This is a genomic window from Paenibacillus sp. FSL R7-0204 (assembly GCF_038002225.1).
Lineage (GTDB): Bacteria > Bacillota > Bacilli > Paenibacillales > Paenibacillaceae > Paenibacillus_AQ.
On the sequence record NZ_JBBOCA010000001.1, the window covers coordinates 2236526 to 2253824 of the forward strand.

Annotated in this window: 12 protein-coding genes and 1 tRNA gene; 6 read left to right on the top strand and 7 right to left on the bottom strand. The window is 45.3% G+C overall.

The window, feature by feature from the left end; translation table 11 throughout:
• Positions 1-191: 191 nt before the first annotated feature.
• Together MKX42_RS10030 and MKX42_RS10035 are read left to right on the top strand one after the other, a co-directional pair.
• On the top strand, positions 192-1325 hold the full coding sequence (locus tag MKX42_RS10030) for a M15 family metallopeptidase (protein WP_340752362.1): 1134 nt from the start codon (positions 192-194) through the stop codon (positions 1323-1325).
• A gap of 1 nt (position 1326) precedes the next feature.
• Positions 1327-1542 carry a phage holin gene (locus MKX42_RS10035; protein WP_340752363.1) on the top strand — a complete coding sequence of 72 codons (216 nt, stop codon included), beginning with the start codon at positions 1327-1329 and terminating at the stop codon, positions 1540-1542.
• Positions 1543-1669: 127 nt separating this feature from the next.
• On the opposite strand, the gene MKX42_RS10040 is transcribed toward MKX42_RS10035, so the two are convergent.
• Positions 1670-2374 (bottom strand): hypothetical protein, encoded by a 705-nt coding sequence (locus MKX42_RS10040; protein WP_340752364.1) that lies wholly within the window; start codon positions 2372-2374, stop codon positions 1670-1672.
• Positions 2375-3003: 629 nt separating this feature from the next.
• Here MKX42_RS10040 and MKX42_RS10045 point away from each other — a divergent pair.
• Positions 3004-3080: transfer RNA gene (locus MKX42_RS10045), tRNA-Thr, on the top strand.
• A gap of 194 nt (positions 3081-3274) precedes the next feature.
• Here the strand turns inward: MKX42_RS10045 and MKX42_RS10050 are convergent.
• From MKX42_RS10050 to MKX42_RS10065, 5 genes are all read right to left on the bottom strand, one after another.
• Positions 3275-3799: a hypothetical protein gene (locus MKX42_RS10050; RefSeq protein WP_076076044.1), complete on the bottom strand. Its 525-nt coding sequence runs from the start codon at positions 3797-3799 to the stop codon at positions 3275-3277.
• Positions 3800-3815: 16 nt separating this feature from the next.
• The gene (locus tag MKX42_RS10055) at positions 3816-4577 is read right to left on the bottom strand and encodes a hypothetical protein (protein ID WP_340752365.1); all 762 of its coding nucleotides are present in this window, start codon (positions 4575-4577) and stop codon (positions 3816-3818) included.
• 36 nt (positions 4578-4613) lie between these two features.
• Positions 4614-5180 carry a papain-like cysteine protease family protein gene (locus tag MKX42_RS10060; protein WP_340752366.1) on the bottom strand — a complete coding sequence of 189 codons (567 nt, stop codon included), beginning with the start codon at positions 5178-5180 and terminating at the stop codon, positions 4614-4616.
• 1454 nt (positions 5181-6634) lie between these two features.
• Positions 6635-6994 (bottom strand): tyrosine-type recombinase/integrase, encoded by a 360-nt coding sequence (locus tag MKX42_RS33410; protein ID WP_445669310.1) that lies wholly within the window; start codon positions 6992-6994, stop codon positions 6635-6637.
• Positions 6995-7056: 62 nt separating this feature from the next.
• A complete protein-coding gene (locus MKX42_RS10065) occupies positions 7057-7248 on the bottom strand; it encodes a tyrosine-type recombinase/integrase (RefSeq protein WP_340752367.1) in 192 nt (63 codons plus the stop codon).
• 1822 nt (positions 7249-9070) lie between these two features.
• Between MKX42_RS10065 and MKX42_RS10070 the strand changes: the two genes are divergently transcribed.
• From MKX42_RS10070 to MKX42_RS10080, 3 genes are all read left to right on the top strand, one after another.
• Complete coding sequence (locus MKX42_RS10070) at positions 9071-15013, top strand: S-layer homology domain-containing protein (RefSeq protein ID WP_340752368.1); 5943 nt, start codon at positions 9071-9073, stop codon at positions 15011-15013.
• A gap of 453 nt (positions 15014-15466) precedes the next feature.
• A complete protein-coding gene (locus tag MKX42_RS10075; protein ID WP_340752369.1) occupies positions 15467-15598 on the top strand; it encodes a hypothetical protein in 132 nt (43 codons plus the stop codon).
• A 27-nt stretch (positions 15599-15625) separates the two neighbouring features.
• Positions 15626-16072, top strand: coding sequence for an HD-GYP domain-containing protein (locus MKX42_RS10080; RefSeq protein ID WP_340752370.1), 447 nt, complete (start codon positions 15626-15628; stop codon positions 16070-16072).
• Here MKX42_RS10080 and MKX42_RS10085 read toward each other — a convergent pair.
• The gene (locus MKX42_RS10085; protein WP_340752371.1) at positions 16064-16777 is read right to left on the bottom strand and encodes a hypothetical protein; all 714 of its coding nucleotides are present in this window, start codon (positions 16775-16777) and stop codon (positions 16064-16066) included. The two genes, MKX42_RS10080 and MKX42_RS10085, sit on opposite strands and share 9 nt — an antisense overlap.
• Between the last annotated feature and the right edge of the window lie 522 nt (positions 16778-17299).

The window sequence follows — 17299 nt, forward strand, 5'->3', positions numbered from 1 at the left end:
ATGGATCAAACGCTTATCGCCTCAGCATAAAGAGAGAGAGCAGGAGCTGACGCGGGCATCCCGCAGGGTTACGGTCTCTATTGGCCGATACAAAAATGCGTCAAAAGAAATTCAAGAGGAAATCCGGAATAATGGTTTTGCCGAATTCTTAATTTACGATCGGGGTGTTAATCATGGGGGGCATTGATATCTTGTTGCTGGTAGCTTATTCAATTTCTATGATCTGCGCGGTAATGCTGTTTATCGCGTTATCTATGTATTTCCACAAGCGATTCAAGCGCCAGACGGTGAGCCTGTTCATGCTGGGCGTGTTCTTCTTTCTGAGCGCCTACACCTTCAAAATGGCCGTAGCGTTCTGGATTCGCTTCACTTCAGCGTCAGGCGGCGCGGCGCTTTACGCAACGCTTAAATCAACCGCATGGGCTGTGGCGCAGATCGGCACCACTCTGGGGCTGGTGGTGCTGACATATCTTATGTACACCAAAGGACAGGACATCTTTATGTCGCTGCCACGGAAGGGGAAAAACGCGATGCTGACGCTTGATCAGGTAAAGCTCAAATCAATGCCGCGCATGTCCGGCCTGCACCCGGTCCTGGAAGCTGGAACGGTGGCGCTGATTGAGCGCTGCTATGCCCGGGGCGTGCCCATCATCGTTACGCAGGGCCTGCGGACCATTGCAGAGCAGGATGCGCTATATGCCCAGGGCCGAACCCGGCCAGGCAGAATCGTCACCAATGCCCGAGGCGGTCATAGCTATCACAATTACGGGCTGGCGATTGACTTTGCTCTGCTGCTGCCGAACGGCTCCAGCGTTTCCTGGGATATGACAAGGGACGGGGACCAGGACGGCGTAGCTGATTGGCAGGAGGTCATTCAAGAGGCGAAAGCCCTGGGATTCGAGTCAGGCGGAGACTGGACCTCATTCAAGGATTACCCGCATTTGCAAATGACCTTTGGCCTACGGCTTGCGGATCTGCTGGCAGGCCGTCAGCCAACAGGCGTACAGATGGATGCTGCATATGCCAGGATAGATAAATTACAAGGGGAGGCGGAACAGCCCATGACAGCACAGGAAAAGAAAGACTTTGAAGCTATGCAATTGCTCATTAAGGCTCAGGCGGAAGCGGCACTTAATCTGTCCAATCGGGTTACCGGGTTGGAGAAGGCTGCCAAGCTGCCGGAAATACCAAAGTGGGCGCTACCTGCTTGTGAGGCGGCCAAGGCAGCAGGGCTGCTGGATACAACCGCAAACGGGAGCTATGACTTCTACCGGATGGTGACTATCCTTAACAGGGCCGGAGTATTCAAGAAAGGGGCAAAGTAGTATGAAGAGCAAATGGCGGAACTATGGCATGTGGGTATCTTTGACAGCAGCCGTGCTGTTAGGCGTTCAGGCGGTCGGCACGATCTTCGGACTACATCTGGCCCCGGAGAAATATGAAGAGGTTACAGCGGCCGTCAATGCGGTCCTCGGGGTGCTGGTGGTCCTGGGGATCGTAAGTAATCCGGAAGCGGGTAAGGGCTATACGGATAAAGAGTAAATCCCCGAGCGGTTTATATTAGGATTATTTTAGTAAGAATATGGAAATCAAAGAGGGTAAAGAATGAATACATGAAAATTCCCCTCACTGTTTAAAGTGAACAGTGAGGGGAATTCTTTAATTGGTATTAACCACCAAAGTTAACGTTGTAGCCTACGGCACCAGTGGCATATCTCCAAATATTTGAAGTTCCAATTGTGAAGCCGAAATAACCAATAGAAACTCCATATTCAGTTGAAGTGGTTGTTGCGAAAACTGCACTACCTGTGGTAATGACTTGGTTTGTTGGATATGATCCGGTAGATCCAGTAGGAGAGGTTTGTGCGAAATTAGTTTCGATATTGAAATTACCGCCTCCAGCCATCGCCTCCCAATAAGTACCTACTACAGAATTAATTTGGCCAAAAGAGCCATCTTGCCAGCAATTGTATACTGTATAAAGATTTGCTCCTGCAAAGTGTTTGTTATTGTATCCACGGTCAGTAAAAAGTCTATAGACTGTTCTAGTTGTATATGTACCGGACGCTAGCATAGATACCTTATTCAACGAAGGTTCTACAATTTCACCGTAAGTCGAAACAATTCTAGCGGATGCCTTTTCCACAACTTGAACCTCAACAGTGTTACCATCATCGTTTCTTACGAAGTCATATAAAGCTGGATCGTAAGGTGTTTCCACTGTGAGTGCATCTAACTTTAGGGATGATTGCACTGGTTCAACATCGCCTGTTGAATTCTGAACGGGAACACTTGCAGCAGAAGCGCCTACCACAGTGCTCATAAACAGTGCAGTGGCGAGACTTAGTGAAAATAATAACTTGATTTTGCGCATTTCTTTTTTCCTCCATTTTTTGTAATGTATTATATTGCCAAGTGAATATATCATATAGGAAAAATATTGTAGATAGTTTTTTAATGTGGTATTTTATGATTGAATAGTATAGAAAAGACAGGAGTGGGTATTGGTGGATTCAAATGACATGAACCAAATTAATCAGCATTTAAATAACATTGCTAATCAGATTAGTGGCCTTACTTCAACAGTTAGTGTAACTAATCGTGAATCAGAAAATAATAGCGATGTAGGAAACGCTCTCGAGACTACTAATCTTCTACTGGGAATACTGATTGTGGTTATTTTACTAAATACTTTTGTAAAATGGAGAAGTTCATCAAAGAGGAACAGGGAGTAATTTAAAGCGCAAATCATTTTATTTGAATAATGTGGGGAAGAGAATTAGTATAAGATATCGGCTGGATCGTAGGACCCACGCTCGTGATCGGGGGCTTTCCCTTTTTGCTTCCGTTCCCGGTATTGTTCAAAATGACCTGGATCGTAGCCATCTTCATGAGTAGTACACTGGGGTAATGGCTCAAGTTGCCTTAAATTTTGATATTTCGAATTACATTTGACTAACTAATCCGTAAGCTTTTGCTAAAGTCAGAATTACAGTCAATATAGTATCCGTAAAGGTACACTGAATCTATGCTGGGTCGCACTCGTAATGCGTGGGCCGGGGGTTCAATTCCCTTCACCAGCATCCGTACTAACTCTATAGTGGCAAGGCTTCCCGGTTTTTTTATGGGAAAGAGTGAACGTCTACCATTCTTCTTACCTTTAATCGGATAAAGTGATGTTCTTGCTCCAAAACGTCAGATAAGCTGACCAAGGTGTAGTCATTGATCAGCTTGTCTGCTCGGCTATTATCCGTTAAGGAATCGATTGGAAGGGTTACTCAGTCCGTTTTCCGTACTTTTTCGCCCAGTAGTCAAGCCATTGTGAATAATCCATTCCCTTAATCTCCTTCAGCGTCTTTCCATCTATTGAATACTCTCCGCCTGCCATGACGAGATTTTTAATTTTACTTACTGGACCGGAAATTCCGCCTATGACCTCACTGTCTACAAGCATCACTATTACAGAAATAGTGTAATCATCTGGGCTATACAACTGTTCCAGTGGATGATCCCTTACAGTGAATTGATAAGAGACGATTTCTTTCCCGAAGAAGGCATCAGGCTCTTCCTCCTGAACTGCCCAGAGCTGCATATAATCCGGAGTTTCAAGCCTTTCCTGCTCCAAGGTATATTTTGCCGCCTCTCCTTCATGGACAATAATCGTGTAACCAAGAGCTTGAAGATAATCGGCGGCAATTTGTTCGTCGGTCTTTTCCTCAGCAGAATCTTCCTTGTTGCATCCAACCATTGCTAACAGCACAAGGAATGGAAGAAGAAATAACAATCTTTTTCGTTTCATTAATTCCAGCCTGCTCTCATCGTAATGTGACGGAGGCCCTTTTTCTTTGAGTCGCTATGACTATGAGAGGAACAGCAAAGATAAGAGATAATCCGAATAGAAGGATAGGCAAAAACAAAGATGTATGATTGTCAGCAGAAGAGACATTTTGGCCCCCGCCGACCAAAATCGCTCCGTCATTTGAATTGCGGTTCGAATTATTGAAGGAACTCTCCGACTGGCTAACAACACTCATGATCTCTGTAGGACTTATACTTTCATTATTTGTTAAATTAATATATTCCTCATTAACTGCAGTGTTAATATAGAGATAATTTAGATTATATCGTTTGTCATCAATAAGCTCTAATGTACCATCTTTAGCATACTCCGATTCTATTCGTTTGATTGTATTGCTAAAATTATCATTATTGCTGATATTAAAAATTTTCCATGCACCTGACTCAAAAGTAGCATCGATCACCGCAACTTGGGTTCCCTCTAGATAAAGCGGGAATTTATAACCAATCAATTCATGTGAAAGTGATTCTCCATGAATATTCGCTTGATAATAAGCAATTCCTTCTCCAAGTGTTGCTTCAAGGAAACTTACTCTGTTGCTGCTGTGAAAATTTTCCTTCTGGGCTTCAAGAGTATCCGCATAATACGCTGTATAATCCCTCTCAATCGCCCCTTTGATATCTGCACCAGCTGTCTTAAGGCTTGAGTCAGCATATGCAGCATTTCCCAACGTTAACAGAGCAAAAAAAACGGTTAATATAATGGCACGAATTTTCAAAAAAACCCCTCCTACTTGTTAATGGCTAGTATATTATTAATTTGCTTTTATATTGTTTACTGTATTGACCCAAGTATAGATGGAATTACTCTTGAAAGTTGAAAAGCTTTGAACGTTGCTGGAAGCATCTGCCGGATCTATATAGTAAAGGTTCTGAATGTTGTTATCCGTATTATAGTAGTAACCCTTAATCAAAAAGGCATGGCCAATAGTGGAGCCCGCTTTGCTAGTAAATGCTAGAACGTTAGAGTTAGTATTGATGTTATACATTATATTGTCGTATGTGGGCATGGAAAGAAGTGCAATCGAATTTACGCCATATGCTGCAAGGCCATTCTTGGCGTCATATACATTCCCGGCAGTGTCCATGTACATTCCTTTAGTGGCTGCAACTATGTTGTATTGGGTAGCATTGGATTTCCCTAAGTATTGTCCAGCCATGCTGGCTACGGCCGCCCAGCACAAATAGTTTCCCTGTTGTTTCTGGGCATTTACTGAATTAATGCTAATGCCTGAAGCGGCGTATACACTTGCTGCAAAAAGTGAAGCGGAGATAATCGAACAAAAAACAATGGAAAGCGATTTCAATTTTATTTTTATCACTTTTTCTCAAATCCTTCATACATTATTGATCTATCGGCCGAAGAACTATGGATAATAATATAATACTTTATTTAGGGTTATGCGAATTAAAGGTCTTTCCTTGGAAATTATACTTTTTCTATACGTTTTACTGAACAATTGAGTTAAACTTACTTGAATCTTGCAGAATCGACTTGAATATCTTGAAAAAGACAGAGCTGTAGTGTTTAGGCTGTTCAAGCGTATTAGGCAGAGACTCGAAGCGATTTTAATGTCGAAGAGGCTTAAGAAGTTCTGCGTCAAGAACTGGATCGCCCAAAAGGGCTTATCACGAAGCGATGGTAATTGATATTGGTCAAAGCCAAGCAGTTCCTTGAAGTACCGATACCCCATCTCGATATTCCAGCGCACGTGATAATACTTTTGGATCGTAACGAGATCCAAGGACAGATCCGTGAATAGGAGAAAAAACTGCGCTTTGCTCGAAGAGGTGTATTCGTCCTTCTAAAACAGCAATAAGTCCATAATAAACATGTAAACAATGAAGTATAAGGAGATTCAGCAGTAGTCTGATTATTATACTCTTACCTGATTTCAGAAGGGGGATATTCCTAAATATGTATACATAATGTTCCGATTTTTTTATAATGCAATGTAGAATACATGGTTGGAGGAGAGGGTATCCATCAGAAGATAAGTGGCAAAGTATTGTCGAGGGAGTAATTCACCATGGTCTTGAGCATGCAGAAATGGATATTCTATAATAATGATGATTTTGGTGTACCAATCTTCTAAAAACAACCAAAAATCAACAAAACTCTAGAAGTAACTATACGCTTAAAACACACGATTTATTGCCCTACAGACCCCAGGAAAACCTAATAAATATATGCTGGGTCGCACTCGTATTGCGTGGACCAGAGCTAAATAAACAGGACACCTGGTTGGGTGCCCTGAATTTTAGTTTTAGCGAGATTTAGTTCTCCTTTAGCAAAGATTTGACCATATTTTGACCATATTTGCATCAGAACTTATCTGAATTAATCGTATGCCGAAACACGGGACTTCCTATTATAATGCGGTTATCCTCAATAATCGGAACTGAACATTTAGGAACGTAAGAAATACGGCATGTTCAACCATGGAACAGTTCCAGCTGAGTTTCCACTGTTTAAAGCAGGATTTATTGGTCATATATTTGGTCACGAACTCTTTATAATCCAATTTACCTTATAGTCCCGAAACCCAATAATATCAGCATCTCGCGAACAGAAATTAGGGCGTTTATCCCTTTTCTCTATATCAGTTGGTTAGAGCGGTCGGCTCATAACCGATTGGTCACAGGTTCGAGTCCTGTAGGGCCCAATTCACTGAAACCCTTACCTAGTAAGGTTTTTTTGCTGTATGTAGGCAGATGAATTGAGGATGGTAAATAGCCCGGTAACTTGGTAAAAAGGCAGATGGTTACATTTTGGTCACGGCGCTATTTCATCGCCGGAATTCTTGCTCAATTTCATCTTGGAATCGATCAGATCAGCAGCATCTCTCTGCATATCAGGGAGTAGGTGGGAGTATCGATCCAGATAGATCTGGACGCTGCTGTGTCCAAGACGCGCGGCTCCGATTTTGGCATTGATTCCATTGTTCAATAACATGGAAGCATGTGAATGTCTAAGATCATGGAAACGAATCTTGGGCAGCTCTGACTTTCCTGTTAAGAATGCGAACGTTTCTGTAACTCGTCTTGGCTTTATAGGCTCGCCATTAATATAGCAGCATACAAGATCATGATCCTTATAGTTGTCTACCCCAATGTTTTGTTTATCGATAAGCATATCGCCAATAGGATTCTACGGGCTGAGCTTGAAGTCTTGGTATCTTGAATGATAATGCCCTTCTAAGGTGTCCAGGTCACCGTTTGTTGAATCATCAGGCTTTTGCCTTCCCAATCGATGTCTCCCCACCTAAGCCCAAGGACTTCGCCTTTGCGCATGCCTGTATGAATAGCCAGGGAATACACAATTTGATGAACATGGCCTTCAGCGGTATCCAGAAAGTGCAGACACTGCTCCATGCTCCAGGTCTTCATCTCCTTTCTCCGCAGCTTAGGAGCCTCTACCTTATCCAAAGGGGGCGAAGCAATCATCTCCCACTTCACAGCTTGCCTGAATGCTTTACGTAGGATAGCGTGGATATGTGGCACGTAATCCGGAGAGTATTTTTCAAGTAGTCCATTATAAAATTTGTTAACGGTCAAGGGTTTGATTTGCTGCAGCTTCTGTCTTCCGATACCAGGATAATTCGGCTATTAATAATGGATTCTTCAACATCGTAGATGAACTGCATCCAGATAAAACACGAATTGTATATTGCAAATATGATGACTGAAAAGGGAAGCTATACTCCGTTTTACGTCATATGAACGAGGCACTCATTCATTGGGCAAGTAGGAAATACAAGAAATTGGAGAGGCGCAAGATCAGGGTGAAAAAATGGATGGGACGACTTGCGAAGAATCTTCCTAAATTGTTTGTACACTGGCAGATGGGAATACTGCCTACGGCTGGATAATGGGAGCCGGATGAGCAGAGAGGTTCACGTCCGGTTCTGAGAGGGCCTGAGGGTGTAATTCCCTTGGGCTACTCACCTTGTCATTTGCTGCAAAAACCAAAAGGGAGCAAAACGAGTGTTGGAGGGAGTGACTTTCTGGGACATGAATTCATACCGGGTACTAGGTAGGACCGTCAGGAAAAGCCAATGCCTCGAATGCGAATGTATGCATGGAGGAGCCGGATACGATGACCCACACATCCGGTTCTCTGAGAGGCCCATACAATTGCGCATGGGCCTACTCTATTATGCTTTTGTGGGGACGGCAGAACCTTGCGAACGAAGGCTAATTTTAACGAGAATAATGAGCATATGGGTTCAGCGAGGCAATCTGATATGCTTAGGGAAAGGTGAGTCAGGCAACGTTATTATAGAGGATTTTTATAGATGTAGTGAAGATGCTGTAAAGTTAATTGCTTAATTCAACGATATAAGAATATATTGTAGAAAGTGTTGGGGATTTTAAGAAAATCATGGTATATTCGAACTGCTGAATTGAAACTAGTACTTTAAAGTATTAATGTTCTAAAATCTAGCGGAATATGAGCAACTTGCTGACAATCCGTTATATGATTTTTAGAATTTTTTAAGAAAGCTTGATGATTGAGGTTTGAACGTTAAGCGTTACATAACTGGAGGCTGCTATTATTATGAAGAAAAATTCATCAAAGAATCGATCAACAACGAAAAAACTGCTCGCGGGTATGCTAGTGATCGTCCTGCTTAACTCTCCGGTATTTGGTCACTTGGTACCTAAAGCTTTTGCAGCTTCGGGTACATTGATCTTTTCTGGTGTTCAGAAAAAGAATGGAGGAGTGATTTTACAAGACGGAATGAATTTTAATAGTGGAGATATGCTATCTAATGATATTCCGGGGATTGTTTTGAAAATATTTAATGTTAATAGAAACGATGTAACGTTACCAGTGGGCAGTTTTTCTTTTCGGAGCGACCTGGCTTCTAAAATCCCTGGGAATCAACCGGCAGTTGTGCCGATTTCCGCGTCTTCAGGTGCCTATAATTCCGGGCGTGGTCCCGATATTATGATTATAAAAAGTGAGAATGGCGACGCGTTTAGCTTTAAGTCCATTATAGCAATGGATGCAGACGCGATCAGGTTAACGAAATTTGAGGGATTCCTTAATGGTGTTTCAACAGGATCGGTTATTCTTAGCATGAATACATCTACTTATTATGAATCCTATACGCAATCAAACGGACTTACACCTTCGATATTTCAAAATGTAAATGAAATTAGGATATCGAATCAAACTGATGGAGATATGTTTTGGGGAAATGCTATGGGATTTAATAATATTGAAATCGGTGAGCCTGTTATAGCATCAACACCACCCGCAGCACCGAGCGTAAGCGCAGATGATGATGCCAACACGATTACGGGACTGACGACAGCGATGGAGTTCCAAGTTGAGGGTGGAGCTTATGTACAATATAACGGCAGCAATGCTCCGGATCTCTCAGGTACAAAAACAGTAAAAGTGCGTGTTGCAGCCGACAGCAGCACATCTACTCCGGCAGGAGCAGAAACAACGCTGAACTTTACGACGAACGTACCGAATGCACCAGCAGCGCCAAGTGTGACGGCGGATGATGTAACGAATACGATTACGGGACTGACGACAGCGATGGAGTTCCAAGTTGAGGGTGGAGCTTATGTACAATATAACGGCAGTAATGCTCCGGATCTCTCGGGTACAAAAACAGTAAAAGTGCGTGTTGCAGCCGACAGCAGCACATCCACTCCGGCGGGAGCGGATACGACGCTGAACTTTACGACTAACGCACCGAATGCACCAGCAGCGCCAAGTGTGACGGCGGATGATGTAACGAATACGATTACGGGACTGACGACAGCGATGGAGTTCCAAGTTGAGGGTGGAGCTTATGTACAATATAACGGCAGCAATGCTCCGGATCTCTCGGGTACAAAAACAGTAAAAGTGCGTGTTGCAGCCGACAGCAGCACATCTACTCCGGCGGGAGCGGACACGACGCTGAACTTTACGACTAACGTACCGAATGCACCAGCAGCGCCAAGTGTGACGGCGGATGATGTAACGAATACGATTACGGGACTGACGACAGCGATGGAGTTCCAAGTTGAGGGTGGGGCTTATGTACAATATGACGGCAGTAATGCTCCGGATCTCTCGGGTACAAAAACAGTAAAAGTGCGTGTTGCAGCCGACAGCAGCACATCTACTCCGGCGGGAGCAGAAACGACGCTGAACTTTACGACTAACGCACCGAATGCACCGGCAGCGCCAAGTGTGACGGCGGATGATGTAACGAACACGATTACGGGACTGACGACAGCGATGGAGTTCCAAGTTGAGGGTGGAGCTTATGTACAATATAACGGCAGCAATGCTCCGGATCTCTCGGGTACAAAAACAGTAAAAGTGCGTGTTGCAGCCGACAGCAGCACATCTACTCCGGCGGGAGCGGACACGACGCTGAACTTTACGACTAACGTACCGAATGCACCAGCAGCGCCAAGTGTGACGGCGGATGATGTAACGAATACGATTACGGGACTGACGACAGCGATGGAGTTCCAAGTTGAGGGTGGGGCTTATGTACAATATGACGGCAGTAATGCTCCGGATCTCTCGGGTACAAAAACAGTAAAAGTGCGTGTTGCAGCCGACAGCAGCACATCTACTCCGGCGGGAGCGGACACGACGCTGACGTTCACTACAAACCCTCCAGCACCGGCTGCACCAAGTGTAACTGCAAATGATGCCGCGAACACGATCACGGGTTTGACCGAAGACATGGAGTTCCAGGTAGATGGCGGAACTTATGTGAAATACACCGGAAGTAACGCGCCGGATCTTACCGGAGCACACACGGTGAAAGTAAGAGTGCCAGCAGACGCTACTACGGGAACACCGGCAGGAGCGGAAACAACGCTGACGTTCACTACAAACCCTCCAGCACCGGCTGCACCAAGTGTAACTGCAAATGATGCCGCGAACACGATCACTGGATTGACAACGGGGATGGAGTTCCAGGTAGATGGCGGAACTTATGTGAAATACACCGGAAGTAACGCGCCGGATCTTACCGGAGCACACACGGTGAAAGTAAGAGTGCCAGCAGACGCTACTACGGGAACACCGGCAGGAGCGGACACGACGCTGACGTTCACTACAAACCCTCCAGCACCGGCTGCGCCGAACGTAACTGCAAATGATGCCGCGAACACGATCACTGGATTGACAACGGGGATGGAGTTCCAGGTAGATGGCGGAACTTATGTGAAATATACCGGAAGCAACGCGCCGGATCTTACCGGAGCGCACACGGTGAAAGTAAGAGTGCCAGCAGACGCTACTACGGGAACACCGGCAGGAGCGGACACGACGCTGACGTTCACTACAAACCCTCCAGCACCGGCTGCGCCAAGTGTAACTGCAAATGATGCCGCGAACACGATCACTGGATTGACAACGGGGATGGAGTTCCAGGTAGATGGCGGAACTTATGTGAAATACACCGGAGCAAACGCGCCGGATCTTACGGGAGCGCACACGGTGAAAGTAAGAGTGCCAGCAGACGCTACTACGGGAACGCCAGCAGGAGCGGACACGACGTTGACGTTCGCTACAAACCCTCCAGCACCGGCAGCACCAAGTGTAACTGCAAATGATGCCGCGAACACGATCACTGGCTTAACTGAAGACATGGAGTTCCAGGTAGATGGCGGAACTTATGTGAAATATACCGGAAGCAACGCGCCGGATCTTACCGGAGCACACACGGTGAAAGTAAGAGTACCAGCAGATGCGGCTACGGGAACACCGGCGGGAGCGGAAACAACGCTGACGTTCACCACAAACCCGCCAGCACCGGCAGCACCAAGTGTAACTGCAAATGATGCCGCGAACACGATCACTGGCTTAACTGAAGACATGGAGTTCCAGGTAGATGGCGGAACTTATGTGAAATATACCGGAAGCAACGCGCCGGATCTTACCGGAGCGCACACGGTGAAAGTAAGAGTGCCAGCAGACGCTACTACGGGAACACCGGCAGGAGCGGACACGACGCTGACGTTCACCACGAACCCGCCAGCACCAGCCGCGCCGAACGTAACTGCAAATGATGCCGCGAACACGATCACTGGATTGACAACGGCGATGGAGTTCCAGGTAGATGGCGGAACTTATGTGAAATACACCGGAAGTAACGCGCCGGATCTTACCGGAGCACACACGGTGAAAGTAAGAGTGCCAGCAGACGCTACTACGGGAACACCGGCAGGAGCGGAAACAACGCTGACGTTCACTACAAACCCTCCAGCACCGGCTGCACCAAGTGTAACTGCAAATGATGCCGCGAACACGATCACTGGATTGACAACGGGGATGGAGTTCCAGGTAGATGGCGGAACTTATGTGAAATACACCGGAAGTAACGCGCCGGATCTTACGGGAGCGCACACGGTGAAAGTAAGAGTGCCAGCAGACGCTACTACGGGAACGCCAGCAGGAGCGGACACGACGTTGACGTTCACTACAAACCCTCCAGCACCGGCAGCACCAAGTGTAACTGCAAATGATGCCGCGAACACGATCACTGGATTGACAACGGGGATGGAGTTCCAGGTAGATGGCGGAACTTATGTGAAATATACCGGAAGCAACGCGCCGGATCTTACCGGAGCACACACGGTGAAAGTAAGAGTGCCAGCAGACGCTACTACGGGAACACCGGCAGGAGCGGACACGACGTTGACGTTCACTACAAACCCTCCAGCACCGGCAGCACCAAGTGTAACTGCAAATGATGCCGCGAACACGATCACTGGCTTAACTGAAGACATGGAGTTCCAGGTAGATGGCGGAACTTATGTGAAATACACCGGAAGCAACGCGCCGGATCTTACGGGAGCACACACGGTGAAAGTAAGAGTACCAGCAGATGCGGCTACGGGAACACCGGCGGGAGCGGAAACAACGCTGACGTTCACCACAAACCCGCCAGCACCGGCTGCACCAAGTGTAACTGCAAATGATGCCGCGAACACGATCACTGGATTGACAACGGCGATGGAGTTCCAGGTAGATGGCGGAACTTATGTGAAATACACCGGAAGCAACGCGCCGGATCTTACCGGAGCGCACACGGTGAAAGTAAGAGTGCCAGCAGACGCTACTACGGGAACACCGGCAGGAGCGGACACGACGCTGACGTTCACTACAAACCCTCCAGCACCGGCAGCACCAAGTGTAACTGCAAATGATGCCGCGAACACGATCACTGGCTTAACTGAAGACATGGAGTTCCAGGTAGATGGCGGAACTTATGTGAAATACACCGGAAGCAACGCGCCGGATCTTACCGGAGCGCACACGGTGAAAGTAAGAGTGCCAGCAGACGCTACTACGGGAACACCGGCAGGAGCGGACACGACGCTGACGTTCACTACAAACCCTCCAGCACCGGCAGCACCAAGTGTAACTGCAAATGATGCCGCGAACACGATCACGGGTTTGACCGAAGACATGGAGTTCCAGGTAGATGGCGGAACTTATGTGAAATACACCGGAAGTAACGCGCCGGATCTTACCGGAGCACACACGGTGAAAGTAAGAGTGCCAGCAGACGCTACTACGGGAACACCGGCGGGAGCGGACACGACGCTGACGTTCACTACAAACCCTCCAGCACCGGCTGCACCAAGTGTAACTGCAAATGATGCCGCGAACACGATCACGGGTTTGACCGAAGACATGGAGTTCCAGGTAGATGGCGGAACTTATGTGAAATACACCGGAAGTAACGCGCCGGATCTTACCGGAGCACACACGGTGAAAGTAAGAGTGCCAGCAGACGCTACTACGGGAACGCCAGCAGGAGCGGAAGCAACGCTGACGTTCACCACGAACCCGCCAGCACCGGCTGCGCCCACATCACCGACACCGACACCGACACCGACACCAACACCAACGGCCACCCAGGTCACTGCAGTAGAGGTGCTTGTGAATGGTAAGGTGGAAAATGCCGGAACGGCCGCAACATCAACAAAAAACAATCAATCGGTCATTACAATAATGGTAGATGAACAAAAGCTGGAACAAAAACTTGCGGCAGAAGGCCAAAATGCAGTGATAACCATTCCGGTTAAAATTCATTCAGATGTGGTGATCGGAGAGCTAAACGGCAGAATGCTGCAGAGTATGGAGCAGAAGCAGGCAGTTATCCAAGTCAAGACAGATCAAGCAACCTATTCGATTCCAGCGCAGCAAGTTAATATCGGCTCCATCGCCGAGAAACTTGGCCAGTCTGTAGTCTTGCAGGATATTACAATTCAGCTTGAAATAGCAGCGCCAACAGCGCACACGGTGAGTTTGGTGCAAAACTCTGCTCAAAAAGACAATCTCTCCATTGTCGTTCCAGCCATCGACTTCATCGTCAGAGCTGTTTATGGAGATCGAACGATCGAGGTAACCAAGTTTGATGCTTATGTAGAAAGAACTCTTGCGATCCCTGAGGGTGTAGATCAGAGTAGAATTACAACCGGGATTGTCGTGGAACCGGATGGGAAGGTCCGCCATGTCCCTACTAAAGTTGTGATTATCGGCGGTAAATATTTTGCCCGGATTAACAGTTTAACGAACAGCACGTATTCGGTGGTGTATCACCCGCTGGAGTTTACAGATATGGCTCAGCATTGGGCTAAAACTGAAGTGAATGACATGGGTTCAAGAATGGTCATCAACGGTATCGGCAAAGATCTGTTTAATCCGGATCAGGCGATTACCCGGGCTGAATTCGCTACGGTTGTGGTTCGCGGATTAGGCTTGAAACTGGTAGACGGTGTGACTTCATTTAGCGATTTGAGTACAACAGATTGGTACAGCAGTGCGATTCAAACCTTGTATGAGTACAAGCTGATCGATGGATTTGAGGACGGAACCTTCAGACCGATGGATACCATTACACGTGAACAGGCGATGAAAATCATCTCTCAAGCGATGGCACTAACGGATCTGAAATCCAAACTTTCCAGTACACCATCCTCAGATGCACTCAAACCATTCACAGATGGAATGAAAGCGGCAGAATGGGCTAAGGCAAGTATTGCAGAAGTTGTTCAATCCGGAATCATTACAGGCAGAAGCAGCACCATCCTTGCTCCAAAAGATAATATTTCAAGAGCAGAGGTAGCCGTTATTATCCGCAGACTGCTCCAACAATCCAATTTAATCTAAGTAATATATGTAGAAAGGAGATCAACAGAGCTAATTCTGTTGGTCTCTTTTTTGGGGGAATGAGCGGATATTTCCTGTATCCTATCGGTTGCCTTGATGAGGCTATCCGAAATACTGCTGGTAAGATATCATTGACGCATGACCGCTGCCACCACTATAATCTGGAAAAATAATGAAGTTCATCCCGTACCCATGCTTATTGGGGCGAGTGGAAATACAGTAAAAGACACACGCCGTATGTATGTGCATCTATACTATAATGATACCAAAGCCTCCGAAGATCGTATGGCGCTGGACCATCTATTGGATAACATAATTATGTTGCGCGAGGTTCTTTGTTGATGGCTGAACCTGAGAAGCCTTCAGTCCATATAATATCAATAGATGATTATTTAGTTTGTGCTTTCTCTAGAAAAAATGGATGATCAATGTTCTGGAGAGGAAGTGGATGGGTTGAAAGGCGATCAATCGTGTTCATATATGGGTTTCCGTATGGGCAAAGATATGTATTTAATTATTTCTGCCGTTGATTTAGCTATGAGAGAATTGAAGGAAATATTTATTAAAGTGCGTTGCTTTGAATAAATTCCCTTACATAAGATACGTAATAATATGATTCTAACCTTCGTTGAATTAAGCAAGAACACAGAATTAAATCATATAATAGATCGTTTGAGACAAGAAGATGATTATACCTACAAGCATAGTATAGTCGTCGCGTTAATATCGGGAATTATCGGCACGGCCATAGGATTGCTTGATTTGGAATTATCAGATTTAACAGGAGCTGCCTTTCTGCATGATATCGGAAAAACAAGGATTTCCAAAGAAGTTTTAAATAAACCCGGAAAATTAACGTCTGATGAATTTAACCAAATGAAGAATCATACGATTTATGGGTTTGAAATCATTAGATCCTTAGGAATTCCTCACCGGCATGCATTAGTTGCTCTACAGCATCATGAACGTGAAGATGGCAGTGGATACCCGTTAGGCATAAAGGGAAGTGATATTGCCCCCTACAGCAAAATTGTTAATTCCAGCCTGCTCTCATCGTAATGTGACGGAGGCCCTTTTTCTTTGAGTCGCTATGACTATGAGAGGAACAGCAAAGATAAGAGATAATCCGAACAGAAGGATAGGCAAAAACAAAGATGTATGATTGTCAGCAGAAGAGACATTTTGGCCCCCGCCGACCAAAATCGCTCCGTCATTTGAATTGCGGTTCGAATTATTGAAGGAACTCTCCGACTGGCTAACAACACTCATGATCTCTGTAGGACTTATACTTTCATTATTTGTTAAATTAATATATTCCTCATTAACTGCAGTGTTAATATAGAGATAATTTAGATTATATCGTTTGTCATCAATAAGCTCTAATGTACCATCTTTAGCATACTCCGATTCTATTCGTTTGATTGTATTGCCAAAATCATCATTATTGCTGATATTAAAAATTTTCCATGCACCTGACTCAAAAGTAGCATCGATCACCGCAACTTGGGTTCCCTCTAGATAAAGCGGGAATTTATAACCAATCAATTCATGTGAAAGTGATTCTCCATGAATATTCGCTTGATAATAAGCAATTCCTTCTCCAAGTGTTGCTTCAAGGAAACTTACTCTGTTGCTGCTGTGAAAGTTTTCCTTCTGGGCTTCAAGAGTATCCGCATAATACGCTGTATAATCCCTCTCAATCGCCCCTTTGATATCTGCACCAGCTGTCTTAAGGCTTGAGTCAGCATATGCAGCATTTCCCAACGTAGAACTAATAAGTGAATATCCTTTGGTTTGGAGGATATTGATTCAAGGCCGCTGTGTTGATATTAGCGAAGAAGAAATTGATGATATCCGGAATTCATTGCCTAGTTTTAATGGTTCAGGTGAGAAATTACCCTTACTTGATGGAATTAAGAAATTGTTAGTTGAAAAATTTAATTAAGCACCTTAGGATGATTTTTTATGTCTTTTAAGAGGCTATTATATGTGTTTTCAAACACTTTCAACAATAAACTCGTCTGGCATTAAGCCCGGCGGGTTATTTTATAGCTTTTGCAAATGCTCAATAACTATGTTCATTAACTTCTTAAAGATTAATGTATCATCAATCGTCTGGCCTTTTCTAAAGGAAAAGGAAAAGTATTTTATGGTTACAAATATAATTTTATGCGTAAACCTTATCTTGTGAGAATTAAAGGGGATGAAATATAATCAGTGTATGACTTGATCAAGGGGTGAAACCATGAAATTACTGGACGGTCTCTAGCTTCCCTAAAGGAGGTT